19 protein-coding genes are annotated in these 21,388 nt (G+C 60.7%); 6 read left to right on the forward strand and 13 right to left on the reverse strand.

The genetic code is table 11. The features are described 5' to 3' along the window. Positions 1–34 precede the first annotated feature (34 nt). From E4631_RS26225 to E4631_RS06205, 5 genes are all read right to left on the reverse strand, one after another. Positions 35–3,031, reverse strand: a complete 2,997-nt coding sequence (locus E4631_RS26225; protein ID WP_174805456.1) for a class I SAM-dependent DNA methyltransferase — start codon at positions 3,029–3,031, stop codon at positions 35–37. 92 nt (positions 3,032–3,123) lie between these two features. Beyond that, on the reverse strand, positions 3,124–3,495 hold the full coding sequence (locus E4631_RS26905; protein WP_317129123.1) for a type IIL restriction-modification enzyme MmeI: 372 nt from the start codon (positions 3,493–3,495) through the stop codon (positions 3,124–3,126). A 79-nt stretch (positions 3,496–3,574) separates the two neighbouring features. Beyond that, complete coding sequence (locus E4631_RS06195) at positions 3,575–4,795, reverse strand: site-specific integrase (protein ID WP_133657663.1); 1,221 nt, start codon at positions 4,793–4,795, stop codon at positions 3,575–3,577. Between the two features lie 310 nt (positions 4,796–5,105). Continuing rightward, a complete protein-coding gene (locus E4631_RS06200) occupies positions 5,106–5,495 on the reverse strand; it encodes a hypothetical protein (protein ID WP_133657662.1) in 390 nt (129 codons plus the stop codon). A gap of 35 nt (positions 5,496–5,530) precedes the next feature. Next, positions 5,531–5,872, reverse strand: coding sequence for a hypothetical protein (locus E4631_RS06205; protein ID WP_133657661.1), 342 nt, complete (start codon positions 5,870–5,872; stop codon positions 5,531–5,533). Positions 5,873–6,181: 309 nt separating this feature from the next. Between E4631_RS06205 and E4631_RS06210 the strand changes: the two genes are divergently transcribed. Then, positions 6,182–6,976, forward strand: coding sequence for a hypothetical protein (locus tag E4631_RS06210; RefSeq protein WP_240734707.1), 795 nt, complete (start codon positions 6,182–6,184; stop codon positions 6,974–6,976). 104 nt (positions 6,977–7,080) lie between these two features. Here the strand turns inward: E4631_RS06210 and trpS are convergent, their stop codons facing one another. From trpS to E4631_RS06240, 6 genes are all read right to left on the reverse strand, one after another. After that, positions 7,081–8,055, reverse strand: a complete 975-nt coding sequence (gene trpS / locus E4631_RS06215) for a tryptophan--tRNA ligase (RefSeq protein ID WP_133657660.1) — start codon at positions 8,053–8,055, stop codon at positions 7,081–7,083. A 71-nt stretch (positions 8,056–8,126) separates the two neighbouring features. Beyond that, positions 8,127–8,873, reverse strand: coding sequence for a queuosine precursor transporter (locus E4631_RS06220; RefSeq protein ID WP_133657659.1), 747 nt, complete (start codon positions 8,871–8,873; stop codon positions 8,127–8,129). A gap of 101 nt (positions 8,874–8,974) precedes the next feature. After that, the gene (locus E4631_RS06225; RefSeq protein ID WP_133657658.1) at positions 8,975–9,892 is read right to left on the reverse strand and encodes a ribonuclease Z; all 918 of its coding nucleotides are present in this window, start codon (positions 9,890–9,892) and stop codon (positions 8,975–8,977) included. Positions 9,893–10,053: 161 nt separating this feature from the next. Beyond that, positions 10,054–10,428 (reverse strand): STAS domain-containing protein, encoded by a 375-nt coding sequence (locus tag E4631_RS06230; protein ID WP_068336511.1) that lies wholly within the window; start codon positions 10,426–10,428, stop codon positions 10,054–10,056. A 126-nt stretch (positions 10,429–10,554) separates the two neighbouring features. Further along, positions 10,555–11,430 carry a DUF4198 domain-containing protein gene (locus E4631_RS06235; RefSeq protein ID WP_133657657.1) on the reverse strand — a complete coding sequence of 292 codons (876 nt, stop codon included), beginning with the start codon at positions 11,428–11,430 and terminating at the stop codon, positions 10,555–10,557. A 136-nt stretch (positions 11,431–11,566) separates the two neighbouring features. After that, positions 11,567–13,405, reverse strand: coding sequence for a glycosyltransferase (locus tag E4631_RS06240; RefSeq protein WP_133657656.1), 1,839 nt, complete (start codon positions 13,403–13,405; stop codon positions 11,567–11,569). Between the two features lie 148 nt (positions 13,406–13,553). Between E4631_RS06240 and E4631_RS06245 the strand changes: the two genes are divergently transcribed. Then, on the forward strand, positions 13,554–14,183 hold the full coding sequence (locus tag E4631_RS06245; RefSeq protein WP_133657655.1) for a nitroreductase family protein: 630 nt from the start codon (positions 13,554–13,556) through the stop codon (positions 14,181–14,183). Positions 14,184–14,284: 101 nt separating this feature from the next. On the opposite strand, the gene E4631_RS06250 is transcribed toward E4631_RS06245, so the two are convergent. Further along, on the reverse strand, positions 14,285–16,165 hold the full coding sequence (locus tag E4631_RS06250; RefSeq protein WP_133657654.1) for an alpha-amylase family glycosyl hydrolase: 1,881 nt from the start codon (positions 16,163–16,165) through the stop codon (positions 14,285–14,287). 225 nt (positions 16,166–16,390) lie between these two features. Here E4631_RS06250 and E4631_RS06255 point away from each other — a divergent pair, with 225 nt between their 5' ends. The 4 genes from E4631_RS06255 (at position 16,391) to E4631_RS06270 (ending at position 19,407) form a co-directional block, all read left to right on the forward strand. Further along, positions 16,391–16,861 carry a hypothetical protein gene (locus tag E4631_RS06255; RefSeq protein WP_133657653.1) on the forward strand — a complete coding sequence of 157 codons (471 nt, stop codon included), beginning with the start codon at positions 16,391–16,393 and terminating at the stop codon, positions 16,859–16,861. Positions 16,862–16,954: 93 nt separating this feature from the next. Beyond that, entirely contained in the window at positions 16,955–17,371 is a 417-nt protein-coding gene (locus tag E4631_RS06260) for a hypothetical protein (protein ID WP_133657652.1), read from the forward strand. 207 nt (positions 17,372–17,578) lie between these two features. Beyond that, on the forward strand, positions 17,579–18,424 hold the full coding sequence (locus tag E4631_RS06265; protein ID WP_166648088.1) for an urease accessory protein UreD: 846 nt from the start codon (positions 17,579–17,581) through the stop codon (positions 18,422–18,424). 155 nt (positions 18,425–18,579) lie between these two features. Further along, positions 18,580–19,407 (forward strand): phosphatase PAP2 family protein, encoded by an 828-nt coding sequence (locus E4631_RS06270; protein WP_133657650.1) that lies wholly within the window; start codon positions 18,580–18,582, stop codon positions 19,405–19,407. 399 nt (positions 19,408–19,806) lie between these two features. On the opposite strand, the gene E4631_RS06275 is transcribed toward E4631_RS06270, so the two are convergent. Continuing rightward, entirely contained in the window at positions 19,807–21,276 is a 1,470-nt protein-coding gene (locus E4631_RS06275) for a glutamate synthase subunit beta (RefSeq protein ID WP_133657649.1), read from the reverse strand. Positions 21,277–21,388 lie beyond the last annotated feature (112 nt).

The following is a 21,388-nucleotide window of genomic DNA, read 5'->3' on the forward strand; positions in this document are numbered from 1 at the left end:
AGGCAGTCAGAAAATTTACTGCTCAGTAGCTACTTTACCCCGCATAAGCCCCCTCCGGCGTGAAGCGCACCAGCTTGAGCATGGCCAGCGTATCGAGTAGCGGCTGCACCCGCTCAGGCCGTGTGCGGCGAAAGCAAGCGGCTACCTGGGCCAGCGTAACCGGGGTGCCGGCCTGCGCCACCACGGCCCGCACGGCCTGCATCTGCTGGGCCAGTTCCGTGGGCCAGGGATGAATAATAGCGAGGTCAGTGAGGGCCGTAGTAGCCGACGCGGCGGTAGGTAATACAAGGGCGGCTTGCTGCTGGCCGGGCGCCTGGTAGGAGGGCCGCAGGTAACGCACGGTGCCAGCCGCCTCTTCCTGCCGGCGCTCGTGGTTGAGCTGCACCAGGCGGGTAAGAATATCGGCGTCGGGTAGGTCGGCTGGCCAGCCGTATGCGGCGGCCACTGCGGCGTCGAGTTGCTGGTGCAGGCTGAGCACTACGGCGGCCAGGCCCTGCTCGTGGGTGGTTTGGTCTTTGGCCGTGAGGGGCTGGCCGGCGCGCAGTTTCTCTACCACATTGTAGAGGTCGGTGAGCGTGAGGTTGGGGTAATGGGCCTGCTGGCGCTTGCGGTGGGCGTCGAGCGCTTCGGCTAGCTCGCGGATGTGGGCTTGCTGGGCAGGTGTGGCGATTGGGAAAGGAAAGGGATCGAAGCAACGGGTTTTTACATAAACTGGGTCGTTACCCACGCCCAAATGGCTGCCGGAGGCCAGTGCCCAAGCGGTGTGGCAGCGACTTGATAATACGCCCAATGCAAAAGCGTCATCCAGCGCAATAGCCACCAGTTTATTGTCAGGCAGAATGCTAGCGTCTAGAAACTGAAAAATCCGATGCTTCGCCGTCTCGACGGTGGCTAGGTAACGGCATAGACCATCAATAGCTTGACGCATTTCGTCGCGGGTACGGCCATGTAACCACCAGTTAGCTTTTACTCGTGCTTCATTGCTACGATCACGCTCTGGCTTTACACGCTCTACCACTCGCTGATAAAGATTAGGAAACTGCTCAAGGGCCTGAATTTCAGTCAGCCCGAAGAAATCAATAACCACTACACCCCGACTATTTCCTGTAAAATCCCGGCCGTTTAAGTAGGGTCGGATTACTGCGCGAGCGGCAGGCATATTTGCCACCATTGCAGTAGCATCTGCTTCGGATAAAATAAATCCAGCTCCATACAATTGAACACCACGGCTAGTTAATGCGGCATTCGCAGTCAAGGACTTGACCCGATCTATTTCCGCACCGATGCTCAAATCGGGTTGGATGCGGCCTTCCTCGCTGCCGAAAGCTACCTCGGCCGCATCGTCGCCCCCCACGGCTTTTTCGGAGAGCACGCGCAGTAGCTGGCCCGTGGGCGCTCCGTTCGCCCGTTCGCCTACGGTGAAAGCTACGCGCACAGCGGCCCCGTCTGCGCTATCTACCCACGGGTGGTCAGGGATGGCAAAAGTCAGCGCCAGCGGGGGCTTCTCACCTTCGAGGAAAGGCTGCATCACGCGGCGGTTGAAGGTCTGGCGCAGGCTGTTGGTCGTGATAAAGCCGAAGCGCTCTGCACAGCCGGCCTGCACGGCGGCGGCGGCGCGCTGCCACCAGAACATAACGAGGTCGGCCGAGTCAGGCACCTGGCCGGCGTAGGCCTGGCGTAGGGCCAGAGTGTAGGCATCGCCCAGGGCCTCACGCATGCGGCTAGCTCCTACAAAGGGCGGGTTGCCGACGATAAACTCGGCCTCAGGCCACTCGGCTGGCCGTGGGCTGGTATAATCCGGGCCGTCGCAGGTCAGCACGGCATCTTGCTGCCTAATATTCTGGTAGTCGTCCAGCAGCGGCTCGCGCAACTGGGTGAGGCCGTGGGTGCGTAGATGCCATTGCAGGTAGCCGATGCGCAGCACCACGTCGGCGATAGCGGCGGCGCGCGGATTCAACTCCAGCCCCAGCAATTGGCGCGGGCTCACGGTAGTGCCGTCGCCCAGCTCCAGGCGGCCACTTTGCCCGAGCTGGCCCAGGGCGGCGAGCACCTCGCCTTCGAGGCGCTTGAGGTGCTCCAGTGTTACGTAGAGGAAGTTGCCCGACCCGCAGGCTGGGTCCAGAATGCGCACCGAGGTGAGACGGCGCAGAAATTTCAAGAGCTCTTCGCGGGCTTCGGTCACGGACTTCTTACCCTTGCCTGTCTCAAGCAGCTGGGCGCTGGCAGCCTGGGCAGCCGCCCACTCGCGGCGCAGCGGCTCCAGCACGGTGGGCAGCACCAGGCGTTCGACGTAGCGGCGCGGGGTATAGTGCGCCCCCAGGCTGTGGCGCTCGCGCGGGTCGAGGGCGCGCTCCAGCAGGGTACCGAAGATAGCGGGCTCCACGGCCTGCCAATCGGCTGCGGCGGTTTGTTGCAGTAGCGTCAACTGGTCGGCGGTGAGGGGTAGGGCGGTAGCATCGTGAAAGAGCTTGCCGTTGAACTGGCGCACGTGTACCCGTAAGGCCGGCGAGAAGCCGCCCTTATCCATTGCAACCCACAGGCTTTGCAGGGCGGCGGGCAGGTTGGCGCGCTCCTCGGCCGAGCCCGCATAGTCGGCCAAGAGCTTGGTAAATGACTTTTTGGGAATCAACTCCACGTCTTCAGCAAACATGGTGAAGACGCAGCGCATCAGAAACTGCGCTACCACATCAGATGCGTAGCCAGCACGCTCCAATTGGCTGCTCAGGCCCGCCAAGTGTCGGGCGAGCTGGCGCGTTACTTGGGCCGCCCGGCGGCTAGGGTCGAGCTGCTGCGGGTCGGTAAAAAGCAGCCGTAGTCGCGCCTGGGACTCCTCTTCTGCCAGGGCCGGCAGCATGATGCGAAAGCTGCTAGAATCAGGAAACGGCACGTAGCCCTCCCCAACGCCCGCGAAGTTGGCATACAGGTCGATGCAGTAGCCTACATCTATCACTACTACGAATGGCGGCCGTGGTTCTGCTGCAGGCAAGGCCCGCACGTAGCGCAAGGCCTGCTCACGAGCGGCCTCCATCATTTGGCCCCACTTAGCTGAACCACGGGTTGCGTGGCCTAGGCGCCGCCGCTCAACTGGTAGGCCTAGCTCTGAACGCTCACGTTTAGAGTCAATTATAGGTTCCCGCGTTCCCGCGTTCCCGCGTTCCCGCGTTCCCGCGTTCCCGCGTTCCCGCGTTCCCGCGTTCCCGCGTTTTTATTAGTATCTAAAAAATCTTCAAAACTACCTACACCCTGCTTCGTTTCCAACACGAAGCAACCTCTTTTGTAGAGGTCAATCCGGCCAGTGGTGTCCTTGTTGCCAGGGCCATTATCGAACGTAACGGTTCGTTCAAAAACGTAGGCATCCTGAGCTGGCTTATGCGTGGTAGCATCAGGGTGAGGTACGCCTAGCAAGTCGCACAGTTCAGTCAGAAATAAGCTGTAGTTGGCCCGCTCCGCTCCGCCCGAGGGCTGCCAACGGGCTTCAAAGTCAGAGTAGGTCACGGGTGGGAATCTGTATAATAGGTTATGACTGCAAGTATAGAGCAGAGTAGTAGAAGTTGCATTTCTGATAGTAAGGCGTTCACTGTCCCCACGACTGCCGAAACTCTCGCTCTACCGCGTCACTGGTCACGTTGACGTAGCGCTGAAAGGACTTCCAGCCGCGGTGCCCCGTCACTTTCATAATCGTTTCCGGCCTCAGGCCTCGCTCCAGGCTCAACGTGACGAAGGTGCGCCGGCCGGTGTGGCAGCCCAGCCGCTCCCATTTGGCAACTGTAGTGCTCTCGCGCACGCCGCCCCGGAAGCGAATAATCTCCGTTGGTGCGTCGATGCTGGCCAACTGGCCGAGCTCCTTCAGGTAGTCGTTAAGCTTCTGGTTGGTGATGGCCCGCACCTTACCGGCCAGCAGCTGCTCAACGATAGTCAGCGCTTCGGGCCGTAACGGTACCGTAACGGTTTCGCGGGTCTTCTGCGTAGTCATGCGTAGCGAGTGGCCGCGTAAGTGCTCCGTGCGGATACTAACTAGGTCAGAGAAGCGCAGGCCCGTGTAGCAGGCCAGCAGAAAAAGCTGGCGGGCGTTGTCGAGGTAGCCGCCGGCCGGCAGCGCCAACTGCTCCAGCGCCGCAACCTCGCCGGCGGTGAGCGTCATGATGTCCGGCTCCTGCCGCTTCCAGCTCAACCGGTCAAAGCCCGTGGCGTTGGTGTAGCCGCGGTCCCGGGCCCAGCGTAAAAACCTCTTCAACGTGAGCACCTGCTTGGCCACCGTGTTGTCGGTGAGCTGGACCTTGTGCAGTAAGTACGTGGTGTAGCGGTCGCCAAAAGTGGGCGTGATGGTGTCGAAATCCACAGCATACTTGCTGGCCTGGGAGAACTCGCGCAGGTGGCGGGCCGCCGTGGCGTACACTTGCGCGGAACGCGGTTTCTGTTGAGCGCGAGCAAGGGCTATCCACTCGTCGAAGTATTCCCATAGGGAGTGCGCTACTGGCGCAGTGCTGGCCACGGGCGCGGCCACCGGCTGCACGGCGGCTCGCAAAGCTTCCGTGCTCGGTAGTTGGCCGAGGGCGCGGTACTGGCTGTAGCAATCGAGCAGCTGCTCCTCGGCCAGCTTCAGCGCGTCATTGAGTGTGCCGTTGTCGGGCAGCCCGCGCTCCTGGGCGCGCTGCTCAGCTTTGAGCCATTGCTTGGGTAGAATGCTCAAGCCAGTATATACCTTGACGCGTTGCCCGTCGAAACTCAAAAAGGCGAAGATGGGCGTGAGCTTGGTAGCGCTGGGCTCTTTGAGTAAAAAGGAGACGGAAGCCATTGGGTAGGAGAGTAGCTACCCAAAACTAGCTACTGTCCCCCGCCTAAGGGGACAACCAGGGGACAAAATGCCCGATTTAAACCGATACTAACTAGACTTATCCAGAGTAGTTACTTAGTAAAGCTGGCTTTGAAGCGTTCAGAGAGGGTTTTTAGTAGTGGGATGAATCTAGCTGAATCGCAAGGATAAAGTACCTCCTTCTCTGCAAAAAGCCCCGTTTCCAAGCTGGAAACGGGGCTTTTTCATGGGCTGGTTCTAGCGTCGGTTCCCGAGTCGGTGTACCGGTTTGGGAACTGCGCTAGCTGGCTACTCAGTCCAGCTCATTATCCGGAATAATGATGAAGCGCTGCTTTTCATACACCAGCGCCAGCGAGGCAATGCCGTCTTTCTGCCAGTCGGCTACGAGAGGCATTCCTTTGCGAATCAGGTTTTTAATTATTTCCGGAATCACATTCAGCAGTGATTCTGTCATGTGCTTCAGCGTTGCTTCTTCCTGGGCTATCTCTTCGATAGCTTCATTCATGCGCTGCTCGTGCTCACTGGCGGCTACCACATTAGCAACGGTTAGCGTGCGCTGCCCCAGCGCCAGGGGCACCGGGTTAAAGGCCAGGGCCTCGGTAAGCTTCTCTTGCAGGTAGGATAACTTGCGTTGTGTATATACCACGCCGTGCATTTGGCGGGCAAGCTGTTCTTGGTCCATAAGGGGGGGTAGGCGGGCCGTGATACTAACGTTAACTACTCCTGGCGGCGGTAGGGTCGAAACGGGTGTGGTGCAAAGGAGCTTACCTGCGGCCCCATGCCGCCATGCGCCGCATAAAAGTCCTTAATAGCCGTTTCCAGGCCGGGCCGGTCGTGTAGGTCAACGGTGGCAAACACGTCTTGCGCGGCTATTGGCGCGGCCAGCGTGCTCAGGCGGCAGCCATCGATACCCAGCGGGTGCTCAATGTAGAGGCGTACCCCATCGCGCGCGGCGTGGTTGAACTGGTAGCTCCAGGTCTGGCTGAAGTTATTTCGGCTAGCGCGCGATTCTTGGCGGATAGGCGCAAAGCCGAGGCTTCGCAGATAAGTATCGGTCATGGTAAGAAGGTAGATTATATTTTACCTTGTTTACGGATAGCCTCAGCAGTGCGTTATTATCCTACTTAAAATCAATTTATTAACTTGGTCACCTGGCTGGCGGCCAAGCAGGAAAGTGGTAAGCCCTTGCCGGCCTTGTGTCGGTAACGTGCGTGGCCCCCGTTTGGTAGCTGCCACGTGGCATGAGCGGCCAGTGGGCAGCCGCGCGCTCACAACCGTCTGCTCACTCACTTGCGTACTTATAAGGGCAGCTACTGCCGCAATTGGAGGCTGCCGTGTTTCTTTGCTTTATACCCAACGCTCCTTCTAATGGCCAAATCTGCTGCCTCTTCCGCCCCGCCTACCCCCCCCGCCAAGCCCAAGCCGGCTGCCCGTGCCAAAGCGCCCCGTGCCAAGGCCGTAGTAGTGCAGACCCCAGTCAATGAAGAGCTGCCGCCCGACCGCCTCAACCTCATTGCCCAGGGCCTGCGCGAAAAATCGGGAGCCAAGCAGGCTATTTTTCGGGCTACGCAGGCGGCCTTTACGCTGCTGCGGCAGGTGTCGCAGCAGCTGTGCTTAGAGCTGACGCAGAAAGTAACTGCCAACACCGACGCCAGTGTGAAGATTGATTGCCTGCCCGTGAACGAAATGGAGTTTCACATTCGCTTCTCCGGCGACTTGCTAGTGTTTGTGATGCACTCCAACATCGTCACGTTTCCCGATGACTTCGGGCCGCTCAACACGCCTTATGTGGAAGCCGACTTTCGGCGACGCTTTTTCGGCCACATTATGGCCTACAACTTCATGGCCGACAGCATCCGCTACCAGCGCCTGAACGACCCCGGCTACCTGCTGGGCCGCTTGCTTATCAATATCGACAGCCACTATTTTCTGGAAGGCGTGCAGCAGCTGGAACTGCCCGGCCACGACATGAGCGCCAGCACCGTCACGGCCGAATCGCTGCGCCTATTCGTGGAAAGCGCCATGATTGCGGCCGTCAACAACGACCTTATCGCCCCGCCGCTACCCGAAATCCAGAAAATATCGGTGAAGCAAAAGCTGGAAAACCAGCAGGTGAGCCGAGGCAGCAAAGTCGGCTTCAGCTTCACGGCGCAGCAAGTCTGAACCGCGGATTTATCGGATTCGTCGGATTTTGGTGAGAAGACACTACGGACCACTTTGACATCACCAAAATCCGATAAATCCGACGAATCCGATAAATCCGCGGTTCAGACACCGTAGCCTACCCGCTGCCGCACTTTAGCCAGCACGCCCGCGCCGTATTCCTGCGCCCGGCGCGCGCCGATAGCCAGCGCCGCATCCAGCTCCGGTAGGTTGTTCATGTAGAAATTAAAGCGCTCGCGCTCCGGAGCAAAGCGTCGCAAAATCAGCTCGTAGAGGGCCTGCTTGGCGTGGCCGTAGCCGTAGCCGCCGGCCAGGTAGCGCTGGCGCAGGTCGGCCGTTTCGGAGGGGGTAGCGAGCAGCGAGAAAAGCCGGAACGTGACGTCGGTATCGGGGTCTTTGGGGTCTTCGAGCGGCGTGCTGCTCGAAATGATAGTTTTGATGGTTTTCAGCAGCTCCTTCTCGGGTGCAAACACGTCGATGATGTTGCCGTAGCTCTTGCTCATCTTCGCGCCGTCGGTGCCCGGAATAGTCATCAGCTCCGTATCGACGCGGGCCTGGGGCTCCACCAGCGTGTCGCCGTAGCGGCTGTTGAACGCGTGGGCAATGTCGCGCGCTATTTCGAGGTGCTGCACCTGGTCCTTGCCCACCGGCACAATCTCGGCATCGTAGAGCAGAATGTCGGCGGCCATTAGCACGGGGTAGGTAAACAGGCCCGCGTTCACATCCGAAAGCTTATCGCTTTTGTCCTTGAAGCTGTGCGCGTTGGCCAGCATGGGGTAGGGCGTGAAGCACGACAGGTACCACGTCAGTTCGGTCACCTGCGGCACGTCGGACTGCCGGTAAAACAGGTTTTTCTCCGTGTCGAAGCCGCAGGCCAGCCACGCGGCGGCCACGGCGTAGGTGTTGGCGCGTAGCAGCGCCGGGTCGCGCACGGTCGTGAGCGAGTGCAGGTCGGCAATGAAATACAGCGAGTCGTTCTGCGGGTTCTTCGACAGCTCGATGGCGGGTAGGATGGCGCCGAGCAGGTTGCCCAGGTGCGGGCGGCCGGTGCTCTGAATGCCGGTGAGGATGCGGGACATAGTTAAAAATAAAGTTAGCCCGACGCGCTACTCTGAATCAAGCGTAGCTGACGGCGTAAATAGTTGGAAAGCTAAACGCCCTCATCCATAAATGCCTCCTCCTGCAATTCTGCCGTTTCTTCTGGCCCCAAATACCGGTCAATAGCATAATGCGCCAAATAAAGCAGCGGTGTGAGCAAAATGGCGGCGGCGAACTTATACCAATAATTGAACCGCGCCACGTCGAGCACCTGCGTCATCGACCAATTGCCGAACAGATAAAACGCCACGTATAGCACCACGAAGCTGTCGACAAGCTGCGAAACGAGCGTAGAGCCAGTGGCCCGCAGCCAGATAAAGCGGCTGCCCGTGACGCGCCGAAACAGCTGAAACACGCTGGCATCGAGCACCTGCCCGATAACGAATGCCACCAGCGAGCCGATAATAATGCCCAGCCCTTGCCGGAAAATGCTCTGGTAGGCAAACTCGATATTGAAGGGCCGGCCCTGCGCATCGGTCTTGTTGAGGTCGAGCCAGAAGTCGGCCGGTATCAGCTTGGTGGTACCCAGAATAACCAGGAAGGCGTACAAAATCAGCCCCACCGTGAGGAAGGTGATGCGCAGCACGCCCTTGCGCCCGAAATACTCGTTGATAACGTCGGTGGTGATGAACACGACTGGCCACACCAGCACCCCGGCCGTGAGGTTGCCGCTCAGCCCAAAGGTTTTTTCGACCGAGAAAATCTTGACGCCGATAATTTCGGCCAGCAGCGCATTTACCAAAAAAATGCCGCTAAGCACTAGGTAGAGCTGCTGTTTTTTGTGGGCGTAAGAGGACATTTTTAGGTGCGGCAAGCTTTAGCTTGCCGGGGTAGGGTAGGGTAAGCTTTCGCTTACCGGGCGTAGGGCGTTGGTACTGAAACGGCAAGCTAAAGCTTACCCTACACGCTTACTTCGAGGCCTTCGGTGGCTAGCTCCGTCCATGGGAAAACGGCTTGGGCTTCTTCCAAATGCGCATCCAGCTGCTTGTAGCGCGACGAAAAGTGGCCGATGAGCAGGCGGTGGGCATCGGCGGAGCGGGCCAGCTGGGCCGCTTGCCGGGCGGTGCTGTGAAAGGTAGTGGCCGCCCGCTCGCGCAGGTCGTCCAGAAACGTGGCCTCGTGGTAGAGCAGGTCCACGCCGCGCACTAAATCGGCCAGCTCGGGCGTGTACACGGTATCGGAGCAAAAGGCGTAGCGGCGCGGTGGCGCGGCCGGCACCGACACGTCGGCGTGAGCCAGGGCCGGACGGCCGCTTTCGGGGTCGGCGGGCAGGTCGTGGCCCTGCGCCAGCTGGCCTAGCTCGGTGGGCGTGAGGCCGGGGGGTAGGCGCTCTTTCACCAGGTTGGCGCGGCGCGGCTGCTCCTCAAACAGGTAGCCGGTGCACGGCACGCGGTGGCGCATGGGCAGCGACCACACCCGCACCAGGGCATCCTCATACACCACGGCGTGCGCCTCCGTATCGACGGGCACAAACGTGATGGGGTAGCTGGGCTGCATGCGCGAGTGCAGCGCCTGCGTGGTGAGCACCATTTCCAGGCCGGGCGGGCCCACTACCAGCAGCGGCTCTTGCCGGCCCTGTAGGCTGAGCGTGCTCAGCAGCCCGAATAGCCCAAAGTAGTGGTCGCCGTGCAGGTGCGAGATAAAAACGACCCGCAGGGAGCTGAGGCGACGGCGGTGCTCCAGCAGCCGCAGCTGGGTGCCTTCGCCGCAGTCGATGAGGTAGCGGCCCTCGCCCACCGCCAGCACCTGCGCCGTAGGGTGGCGGCCCACCATGGGGGTAGCCGAGCCGCTGCCCAGTATCTGAAGCTCGAATAGCATTGTCAGCTAGTAGCTGTTAGCTACTAGCTTTTGCAGGCGCTAACAGGTTATGAAAAAAAGCAGCCGTTAGATACCAGCGCCAGCTTTCGTCTTGCCGACAAAAAGCTAGTAGCTAGCAGCTAACGGCCATATGCCGCAAATAGGCAGTGGCACACTAAAATTTATTCTTTATCCGTCAAATCGCGCTCAATGGAGTGCAGAAAGATGCGGTCGATACCTTCTTCTACCGTGGGCAGAATGTGCAGTACCGATTCGAGCTTGCTGATAGTGATGAGCTTAAGCACATGGTCTTGCAGGCCCGTGAGCACTAGCAGGCCGCCCGTCGAGTTGCAGAGCCGGTTGGCAATGAGGATGCTGCTGAGCCCCGACGAATCAGTGTATTTTACGTTTTGTAGGTCGAGTATCAGGTTGTTACTGCCTTCCGCGTTGAGCTTAACAAACTCCGATTTCAGGTCAGGCGCAACGGTCGTGTCGAGCTTCTTTTCATCAATCGTGATGACGGTATAGCTCTCTTTCTTGTCAATGGAGTACTTCATAAAACCGCGGCGGGAGAATGAGAATTAAGTGCAGAGGGACGAAGGTAACGATAAAATGCAGAACGTGAAATGAATGCTTTCCCCAAGCTCATCCTTAACGAATTGAGCAACACCAACTAGTTAGTCTTAAGGGGTAGCTCCTGTTTCCGGCCCCCCAAAGGTAAGCGAGGCCCACGTACTTAGCCAATCGGCCCGGCTGGCGAGGGCGGCGGGCGCGGCCTCCATGCGCACCGTAGCCAGCAGGTAGGGGCCGGCATCGGGCAGGCGCAGCAGCACCCGCCCCTGGGCATTGGTATAGGTAGCGAAGTAGGTAACGGCCGGCTGGCCCGGCGCGAGCGTATGGTGCGGGCCCGTGAGGGGGGTAGGGCGCCATACCTGCACCTGCGCGCCTGCCACCGGCCGCCCCTGGCTCAGCACCCGCACCGTGAGGGCGGCGCCAGGGCGCAGGCGGTAGGGGTTTTGCTCGGGCACCAGCTCCAGCGGCAGGCCCAGCACCCGGCGGTAGGTCGTGTCGGCGGCGGCGGGGGGTAGGGCGGGGCCGCGGGTGGCCAGCACCAGCGCCTTGGCGCAGCGGCGGTAGGCTTCGCGGCCGGGCTTAGTGGTGCTTTCGTCGGCTTCCTGGCGCTGGCGTAGGGCCAGGCTCAGACCTTCTTTGCGCAGGTAGGCGGTGAACTGGGCAGCCGGCAGTTCAATAAAAGCTAGCTGGCTGGTGAGGGCGACCACGTGCGTGCCCGGCGTGGGGCAGCGCAACGCCGGGGCCAGTGAGTCGGTTAGCAGCGCGGGGTGTAGGTCGGCCGAATCGGCGGGGTTAGGGCCGAGGCGCACGAAGCGCCGCACCCGGCGCGTGGGCCGCGCCCAGCTGTTACCCGCGAAGTTTTCGCCCACTAGCAGCTTAATGGGCACGGCCGCGCCCACGGCCACGCGGTAGCTGGCCGGTTGCAGCCAGAACTCGTGGGCCAGGGCGGCGGCGGTGAGGAGTAGGAGGGGGGGTAGGAAACGCATGTAAGTATATCCAAGAATTCAACAAGAACGTCATGCTGAGCTTGTCGAAGCATCTCTACCGCACCGTTCGGGTGTCGTTTGGTAGAGATGCTTCGACAAGCTCAGCATGACGTTCTTGTTGAATTCCTACTAACCTTTACTGCCGTTCCAGTGCCAGTGCATAGGCCCGGTCGTAGTACACGCGCAGGTTTTTCCAGTCAAAAATGTCGGCTGAGCTTTCGACGCGGTTGCGCTGGGCGATACGCTCGCGGCGGCTCAGCAGCACAAAGTTCCAGAGCATGTCGGTGAGCTCCTCGGCGGCCTGGTCGAAGCTGCGCTCCTGGCGGCGCACCACAAAAATGCCTTTGTCCTCGTGCTCGGGCACGTTTTTCTGCACGTAGTCGCCAAAGCCCGAGAGGTCGCTCGTGATGGCTGGCACGCCGCGCGCCGCGCACTCCAGCGGGGTGTAGCCCCAGGGCTCGTAGTAGCTCGGAAACACGCCCAGGTGGCAGCCCCGCACAAACTGCCCATAGTCCATGCCAAAAAGCGGCGAGGTAGTACTCACAAAATCAGGGTGGTACACGATTTTCACCCGGTCGTGCTGGTTGTTGACCAGGTTGGCCTTGCGCACGAAATTCAGGATGTCATCGTCCTGGTCGTTCACCAGGTTGTGGGTAATAACGGAGGGTAGGGCCGTAGTTTTCCAGCTTTGCAGGCCGCGGCGGTAGCGCAGCTTCCAGTAGTCGTCCACCATGCTGTCGAGGTCGGGCAGGCGATGGTCGTGGCTGGCAGCGGCGGCGTAAAACAGCCGCTCGCCCACCTGCTCCTCAATGGCGCGGCAGGTCTGGCGTACTTCTTCGAGCTGGGCGCGGCTTTGCAGCACCAGCGGGTTGATGCTGGTATAGGGCCGCTTAGTGATGAAAAACATCACCACTTGTCCCTCCAGGCCGCTTTGCTGCAGGCGGTGGTTGAGGCGCGCCAGGGCTTCCAGCGTCAGGTCAAAACCCTTGTTGTGGTATTCGTAGCGGCCCGAGGTGAAGAGGTAAATCGTCTGGTCGAGGTCGAAAGAATAGCTCTGGAAAAAGTGCGCCATCACAAACTCGTGGATTTTATCCTTGTAGAGCTTGTGCAGGTTCTGAAACTCGTGCAGGGCCACAAAACGCTCGATATTCAGGCCATTCGGCAGCACCGCATCGGGTATTCTATCCAATAAGTAGATGCACTCGCGCACCGTCAACTCGCTCACCGTCGTGAACACGTGGCTGCCGTGGGCGGCGGCGCGCTCCATGCTCACGGCCGGCTCAATGTTGAAGTGGCGGGCCTGCGCGCGCCAGTCCACCAGCATCAGGTTGTCGTAAAAATTGGGGTCGTTCATGGCCAGGTAGCGGCCCAGCAGCGTAGCGTGCGTGGTGAATAGCAAGTGCACCGGCACCTGGCGGCGGCGCAATTCCGGAATCGCTACCCCCGTCATCCACTCGTGAAAGTGCCCGACTACCCGCCACTGGTCCACCGTTTGGCGGGCCACGGTTTCGATAAACTGCGTGGCCAGGTGCCCAAAGGCAATAACCTGGTGCAGCAAATCGTCGTTGTCGGGCGCCGGAATCTTGTGGTCGCGCCAAAGGTCACTTTTCAACGTAGCCAGCTCGCCGTATTTCTGAAACGGATTGATGAGTACCGTGCGCGGCCGGCCCGTTACGAGCCACACCCCGAGGCAAATATCCATGCCCTGGGCGCGCAGCGTGCGCACGGCCGTGGCGTAGGGGTCGTTCATGCCGGCCAGCTGGTCGTCGTCGTAGCTCTCAAACTCGCCCTGCGCCATCAGCGGAAAGTAGGGCCCCAGCAGGCAGTAGCGCCCGCCCCATGCCGGCATGGTAGCCGGCACCTTCGAGCGAATAACCGTGTAGATGCCGCCTACCTGGTTGCACACCTCCCAGGCTACTTCTATCAGTAAGGAATCAGGAAATAAAGCTTCGGGCGCGGAAGAATGGGGCTGCATAGGCGAGGAGAAGGAGGGTAGGAATACGGAGCGAAAGGTAAGCGCTCCCACGTTTAGTTAGTAGCCTGAACTAGGTGGTCGCGGGATTGCCTGTTAAAACAATACGTTTACCGTCGTGCTTTAGGCTGACGCATTCCAATCCTTTTTTATGTCGGACCTCACCAACGTGCTCACGCCCGAGCACCCCATTCTACCCCACCTGACGCAGCGCCGCAGCCCGCGCGCCTACACCGCCCAGCCCGTATCGGCCGAGGCGTTGCAGCAGCTGTTTACTGCCGCCGGCTCGGCCGCCTCGTGCTTTGGCGAGCAGCCCTGGCGCTTTATCGTGGGCAGCAAGGCAACCAGCCCCGAGGCGTACCAGAAAATTCTGGGCACGCTGGCCGAGTTCAACCAAGCCTGGGTAAAAAGCGCGCCCGTGCTGGCCATTGCCCTCGCTAAAACCACGTTTTCGCACGACAGCAACCCTAATGCCTGGGCTACGCACGACGTAGGCCAGGCCGTGGCTACCCTGGCCGTGCAGGGCGTGGAGCTGGGTCTGCAAATTCACCAAATGGCCGGCTTTTCGCAGGAAGGCGCCCGCACGGCCTTCAGCATCCCAGCCGGCTACAACCCGGTATCGGTGTTTACCATTGGCTACCCCGGCGACCTTGACCAGCTTCCCGAAGCCCTGCGCGAGCGCGAAATGCTTCCCCGCGTGCGCAAGCCGCTGGCCGAGTTTATGTTTGAAGGCGGCTGGCCCCAGCCCGCCGAGGAGCGCTACGACCAGGCACCGGTATAAGTGGTAAATGAGTAGGTGAGTAAATGAGTAAGGGGGGTAGGGCGTTCAAAATTCAGAACGCCCTACCCCCCTTACCCATTTACTCACCTACTCATTTACCTTTAACGCGATAGAATTACGGCTGCATACGGCCCCAGGGCGATGCTGCCATGCTGGTCGTAATCGTCGTATTCTCCCGCCACCGCATCGGCGCCCAGGCCGGGAAAATTGCTAAAATCAGCATCGTAGCCTTCCCAGTCCGAGTTGAAGCGCACCTGCCAGTTGCCGCCGGCGGGCAGGCCAATAGTATAGTCGTGGTGTGCCTGGTTGGAAAAATTTACCACCACCACGGTAGCGTCTTCGGGGTTGCCATCCCAGCGGGCGAAGGCAATAATCTTGTCGTCATTGTTGACGTGGAACACGTGGCAGCCCTGGCCGCGCAGGCCGGGCGTCACGCCGCGCAGGTCGCGCCGCAGCGCAATGAGGTCGCGGTAAAGCTGCGTGAGGCCGCCGTGCGCCTCGGCCCAGTCCCACTCCAACGGCTCAGTATCGTTGAAAGCGCCGGGCGCCAGAAATTCCTGGCCCTGAAACAGCATCGGAATGCCGGGCGCAGTGAGCACCAGCGCCGCACCAAGCACGGTACGCTTCTTGGCAAAGTAATTCTCCACGTCGCCGGGCATTATTTCCTCGGGCAGGCGGCTTTTGCCGTTGGCTACCTCGTCGTGGCTCTCGGTGTAGATAATGCGCTGGAAAGCATCGCCATTATACGCCGTGCAAATAGCCCGGCCCACGGCGTGCATGTCGCGGTCAGCATCCGAATAAGCCTTCAAGGCCTCGTGTACGGGGTAGATGAACGAAGCCGACCACTGCGCCGAAAAGCCCTCGCCGCCCTGCTCCGTGGCCCCCGTAATGGCGGGGTTCGAGCGCAGGTCTTCCGCGATGGTGATTTTCCAGGGCTGGCGAGCCTTTATTTCCTCGTTTATCCAGCGCATCAGGCTCCAGCCGTCGGGCAGGTCGGCGCCGGGGTCGTCCTCGCCGCGCACGTTGCGCACGAAGGCAATGGCATCCATGCGCAGGCCGTCGCAGTGGTAGTCTTCGAGCCACATCAGGGCATTGTCCAGGATATAGCGGCGCACTTCGGGGCGGCCGTAGTCGGGGCGGTTGTGGCCCCAGGGCGTTTCGGCCCGCCAGTCGTTGTAGAAGTAGATGCCGCCGCCGTCATTTTCCTGCCAGCCGTCAAACTGCCACAGGTCGAGGTCGCCGGGGCCAAAGTGATTGTACACCACATCGAGCACCACCGCAATGCCGTGCTGGTGCGCCGCCTTCACCAGCTCGCGGAAGGCCTCGGGCCCGCCGTAGTCGCTCTCCAGGGCAAACGGGTTCGAAGGGTTGTAGCCCCACGAGTAGGCACCCGGAAACTCGGTAGCCGGCATCACCTCGATGCAGTTGATGCCCAGGCCTTGCAGGTAGTCGAGCCGCGCTATCACATCGCGAAACGTGCCCGGCTTGCCCGCTTCCACCACATTAAAGGTGCCGATGTGCAACTCGTAGATAACGAGGTCGTTCCAGGCCGGCATCTGAAAATTATCACCTTCCCAGTCAAAATCCTGGGGGTCAAACACCAAGGAGTAGCCTGACGAATTGGTGACGGACCGGGCGTAGGGGTCGTTGCGGGTAAGCTCGCCACTGGGCGTTTGCAGCACGTATTTGTAGCCATCGCCGGGCTTGGCGGGCAGGTCGGCGGCCCAGTTGCCATCGCCCTCGGCTTGCAAGGGGTGCTTGGTTTTGTCCCAGTCGTTGAAGGTGCCGGTGACCGAAACGGCACTGGCGGCCGGGGCCCATACCCGGAAGGTGGTGCCATGGGGGTGGGGTAGGGCCCCAAACCCCTCGCGCACGGGAGCTGCCACGGTGGGCGCGGCGGGGGCTTTGGCTGGCTTAGAGGGGGTAGGGGAAGCGGCTGATTGAGCGGCGGGTTTAGCTTTGGGTAAGGTCGGGGTAGGCATAAATAGATGCCGACGCGCGCGGGCTTCTGTGGCGAGCCCGACTGGCGCGACCAGCGAATTAATCCACCTTTTACGAAGCTAAGCAGATTAGGATGTGCTAGTCAGCTTGGTGGCTGTGTGCAATGCAGATAAGGGAACTTATAAGCTCCACCTTAGGTTAGGCAAAAAAGCGCTCTTAGCTCGGCATCAACGAGTCAAAACCCACTGCTTTTCTGCGCGTTGCTTATGACCCTGGCTTTACCTCCCGACGTCTTTCAGGTATCTTACGAACCCAGCGACGACATCCTGGCCGCCGACTGGCCGCGCCCGCTGCCCATGGAGCTGCTGCCCGCCTGCTACGAAAAGATGTTGGCCGCCGCCCAGGCCCAGCACAACTGCCGCTTCTGGCTGCTCGATATTCGGCAGCGCAACTGGCACTCGGCCGAGTTTGGGTACTGGTTCCTGGCTGAGTTTGTGCAGCGGGCCGTGGCCGCGCTGGGCCAGCCGCTTTTTATGGCCTACTTAGTGGCCGATGAGCAGCAGCAATTTATCGAATCGGGCCCTACCGATACGATGCTGCGGCAGGCGGCCCGGCTCAATTGCTTTCCCTTCTATTTCAGCTACGAAGAAGCCGCCCTGGCCTGGCTACGCGACCAGCGGGCTGCCGAGCAGGCTTCGCTGCCCGGCCAGCCACGCGCCGCAGTGGCCGCCCAGTAGCGCGCGGGCCAGCTATCAAAATTGGAAACAATGGTAACCTGCCGGATAGATTTGGGGTTTTAGCTTTGCGCCGCGTCTACCTGATAAGCTTACATGCCCCGTCCTCGTCCCGTTGTTTTTGGGTTATATGCCTGGTCGCCCGACTATGGCTACCGCTACCTGCACCCCGCCAATCGCCGCTCATTTGAGTTGTTAGAGCCTGTGGGTAAGGTATTTGAAAAAGTAAGCGACCTCGACGACGACAGCGACTGGATAACCCTGCGCTACGACGAACAGCAGTTTCTGGTGCGCGGCGAGCTGTTTAAGGAGATTTACAATAAGCCACCCTTTGGCTTCGGCGATTTGGTGGAGGAAGTGCGCCCTACCCCCGGCCAGCCGGCCCACCTGGGCCTCATCTCCGATATTTATTGGAGCGAAAGCCGCGATAGCGCCACCTTTCAGTTGGTCGAGCGCAAGCGCAAGCTGGCCCGCATCTTCGAGCCCGAAGAGCTACGCAAGGCCGATGTCTGAACCGCGGATTTTTCGGATTCAGCGGATTAGTCGGATTTTGTAGCAGATTAGCCACGCTCACCGAAATAGCCTAATCTCTCTTCATTAATTTGAGCGAACTGCACGAACTGCGGGCATTTCGGGGGCAATTTGCGGGCGCAAATGACAGCGCCCACAAAATCCGACCAATCCGAAAAATCCGATAAATCCGCGGTTCAGATACCTGCTTTGTGGAGCGCGCTCACGGTGGCGCAGGTGCGGCAGCAGTCGCGGCTGGTAGCCAGCCGCAGCATGCAGCCGCTCAAGATTATCAATCCCGCTGCCCCGGCCGGGCCAGCCTGCCACGCGGTACTGGCCAGCTACGGCGGCGGCCTAGTGGCCGGCGACAGCATCCGGCTGCGCGTGCACTGCGAGCCCGACACGCGACTGCTGCTCACCACCCAAGCCAACACCCGCATCTTCAAGTCGATAGATGGCCGCCGGGCCGAGCAGCTCACCGAAGGCCACGTGGCCGACCACGCCCTGGCCGTGGTGCTGCCCGACCCGCTGGTGCCCCAGGCCGCCAGCCGCTACCACCAGGCCCAGCACTGGCACCTGGCCGACACGGCCACCCTGCTGCTGGTCGACTGGTGGCACGCCGGCCGCACCGATATGGGCGAAAAATTCGCCTTCACCGAGTTTGCCACCGAGCTGCGCGTAACCGTGGCCGGCCGCCTGGTGCTGCTCGACCGCTTCGCGCTGCGGCCCGAGGAGCACTTGGCTACCTCGCAGGCCACGTTTGGGCCTCATCATTCGGCGCTGGCGGTATACCTGGTGGGGCCGCCCGCAGGGGCGCAGTTCCAGGCGTTGGCCGCGGTGCTGCGGCGCCTACCCCCCCCTGGCCAGACGGCGCTGCACGCCCAGCTCGCGGGCCAGCCCTACGTGGTAGCTGTGACTCAGGCCCGCGAAAACGTGCTGCTGGTGCGGGCGCTGGGGCAGTCGCGCCAGGCCCTGGAGCCGGTATACCAGGCCCTGGCCGAAGCGCTGGCAGGCAACGAGCTACTCGGCTTCAACCCGGCCCGGCGCAAGTACTGAGGTAGAGGCGCAACATGGTACGCCTCTACCTCAGCTAGTTTGGTAAACCACTTGATTGGGGCTGAAAACCTGGAGGAAATCTGCTGAAATTCTGCTTGTTCGCTGCCGCCAACCTTAGCAGTCGGGCTTGCGTTTAGCTTCTTTTTTCGAATCCTATGAAGCAGATTTTCTCCTTACTCATCGCCTCGCTGAGCCTGGCTGCTGCCCAGCCAGTAGTAGCCCAGCAAACAACTTCGCCTTATCGCACCCGTTTTGCCGTCGATGGCCCGGTTATTCTGGGCGAGCTGGCTGTGAGTGGCTTCGGTCTCTACCGCTCGATGCAGCGCGACGGGCTCTCCAACACGCAACTAGCCGCGCTCAATAAGAACGACATCCCCAGGTTCGACCGTTTTTCGGCCGGCTACTTCAGCCAAAGTGCCCAAACGGCCAGCGACCTCATTTGCTACCCCACGCTGGTTATCGCGCCCGGCCTGCTGGCCCTCAACCCCGCTATTCGTAGCCACTACGGGCAAACGCTGGCGCTGTACGTGCAAACTGTGCTGGCCGCTGATGCGCTTTTCACGACCTCCATCGGTAATATTCCGCGCTACCGGCCCTTCATCTACGGCACCGAGGGTGGCGACCTGCGCAACGGCCACATCGCCACCAACTCGTTCTTTGCCGGCCATACGGCCCACACGGCTGCGGCTACCTTCTTCGCCGCCAAGGTATTTCACGATTTTAACCCCGACTCGCCGGCCCAGCCCTACGTGTGGGGCGCCGCGGCGGCGGTGCCGGCCGTGGTAGCGTATTTCCGCGTGGAGGCCGGCAAGCACTTTCTCTCCGACAACATTGTGGGTTACGCCGTAGGCGCCACCATGGGCGTAGTAGTGCCGCAGCTGCACAAAATGGCTGGCCGCCGGGGCATCTCGCTGGTGCCGCTACAAGGCGTGAACGTGAACGGGTATTCGTACAGCGGCCTGCTGCTGAGCAAGCAGTTATAAAACAGCATAAGTATGCGCCTTGCAAGCTGCTATTGGCTATGCTGAAGCAGTTCCATGCCCAACTATCAGTTTAAAGCTGACGACACTCTATCCGTTTATCGGTTCGTGAGCGAGGACCGCAAGGGACTTGTTGCGAAGCGAATACAGTTTACGCTAGTCAACTAGGCCTGAATCTATACTTTGGGTTTTAGTGACGAGCATCCCGCTAGCGGCGAGCTAGATGACTTAGTTATTCGTGATAATGGCGACACCGGGAAAGCGCTGGCTGGCGTAGTATCAGCTATTTACGACGGGTACTCAGAAAGAAATAGACTTAGCAGAGACAAAGAAATCTATAGCGAAAAGCCCCGAAAACAACTGCTTTCGGGGCTTCTCTTTTACACCAATTCCCAGAGAACCTTACCCAAACATCCCCACCGCATTCTTGCTAGGCAGGCTAGTCTTGCCCATTAAATACATGTCAATCTGCCGGGCGGCCTCCCGGCCTTCTGAGATGGCCCACACGATGAGCGACTGGCCGCGGCGCATGTCGCCGGCCACGAATACGCCGGGGATATTGGTGTGGTAGGTGGTTTCGGGGGCGTGCACGTTGCCGCGCGCATCCAGCCCTACCCCTAGCTGGCCGAGCAGGCCCGCGTTGGCCGGGCCGGTGAAGCCCAGGGCCAGCAGCACCAGCTGGCACGGGATTTCGCGGTCGGAGCCGGGTACTTCCTCGAAGCGGACGCGGCGGCCCATTTCGTCGGTTTCCCAGGTTACGTCGCTCACGAGCAGGGCGCGCACCTGGCCGTGGGCATCGCCGAGGTAGGCCTTGGTGTTCACGCCCCAGTAGCGCTGGCAGCCCTCTTCGTGCGAGCTGCTGGTGCGGAAAACGGTGGGGTAGAGCGGCCAGGGCGTGTGGGCCGGGCGCTCCTCGCCGGGCTGGTGCATCATAGCAAACTGCGCTACCGACTTGGCTTGCTGGCGGTTGGCTGTGCCCACACAGTCGGAGCCCGTGTCGCCGCTGCCGATAACGACCACGTCGAGGCCATCGGCCAGAATGTGCTCGCTGTCCACGGGCGTGTCGCTCACGCGGCGGTTTTGCTGCGTCAGGTATTCCATGGCGTAGTGTATGCCTTGCAGGTCGTAGCCGGGCAGCTTCAGCTCGCGCGGGGCGGAGGCGCCGCCGGCCAGCACCACCGCATCGAAGCCCAGCCGCAGCTCGTCGGCCGAGATATCGCGGCCGATTTCCACGTTGCAGCGGAAGGTCACCCCAGCGTCTTCGAGCAGCTTGATGCGGCGCTCAATCACCCACTTTTCGAGCTTGAAATCGGGCACGCCGTAGCGCATGAGCCCGCCCGCATGCGGGTCGCGCTCAAACACCGTGACCGTGTGGCCGGCCTCGGTGAGCTGCGCGGCCACGGCCATGCCGGCCGGGCCCGCGCCCACTACGGCCACCGTTTTGCCGGTCTTGAGTATCGGTGCAGTAGGCTGCACGTAGCCCTTCTCAAAGGCAATTTCGATGATATTCTTCTCGATTTCCTCAATGGCCACCGGCGCACTGTGGATGCTCAGCACGCAGGCCGACTCGCAGGGCGCGGGGCAGATGCGGCCCGTAAACTCGGGGAAGTTGTTGGTGGCCGTGAGGATGTCGTAGGCCTCGCGCCAGTCCTGCCGATACACTGCCTCGTTGAACTCGGGGATGATGTTGCCCAGCGGGCAGCCCGAGTGGCAGAAAGGCACGCCGCAGTTCATGCAGCGCGCCGCCTGCTGGTGCAGCTCCTGCTCGGGGTAGAGGCCGATAAACTCTTGGTAGTGAGCCACGCGCTCGGTTGGGGCCGCTTTGGGCGGCGTGGTGCGCGGGTATTCTTTGAAGCCGGTGATATTGCCCATGGTGTATGACCCCACCCCCGGCCCCCTTCCTGGTGGGGAGGGGGAGCCGAGAGATATTGAATAAGGAATTTATGGAATACTAAAAAGCTAAAATCAAAAATCATCAGGTTCC

Origin of the sequence: Hymenobacter sp. UV11 (assembly GCF_004684095.1) — a bacterium.
In the GTDB taxonomy this organism is placed as follows: Bacteria; Bacteroidota; Bacteroidia; order Cytophagales; family Hymenobacteraceae; genus Hymenobacter.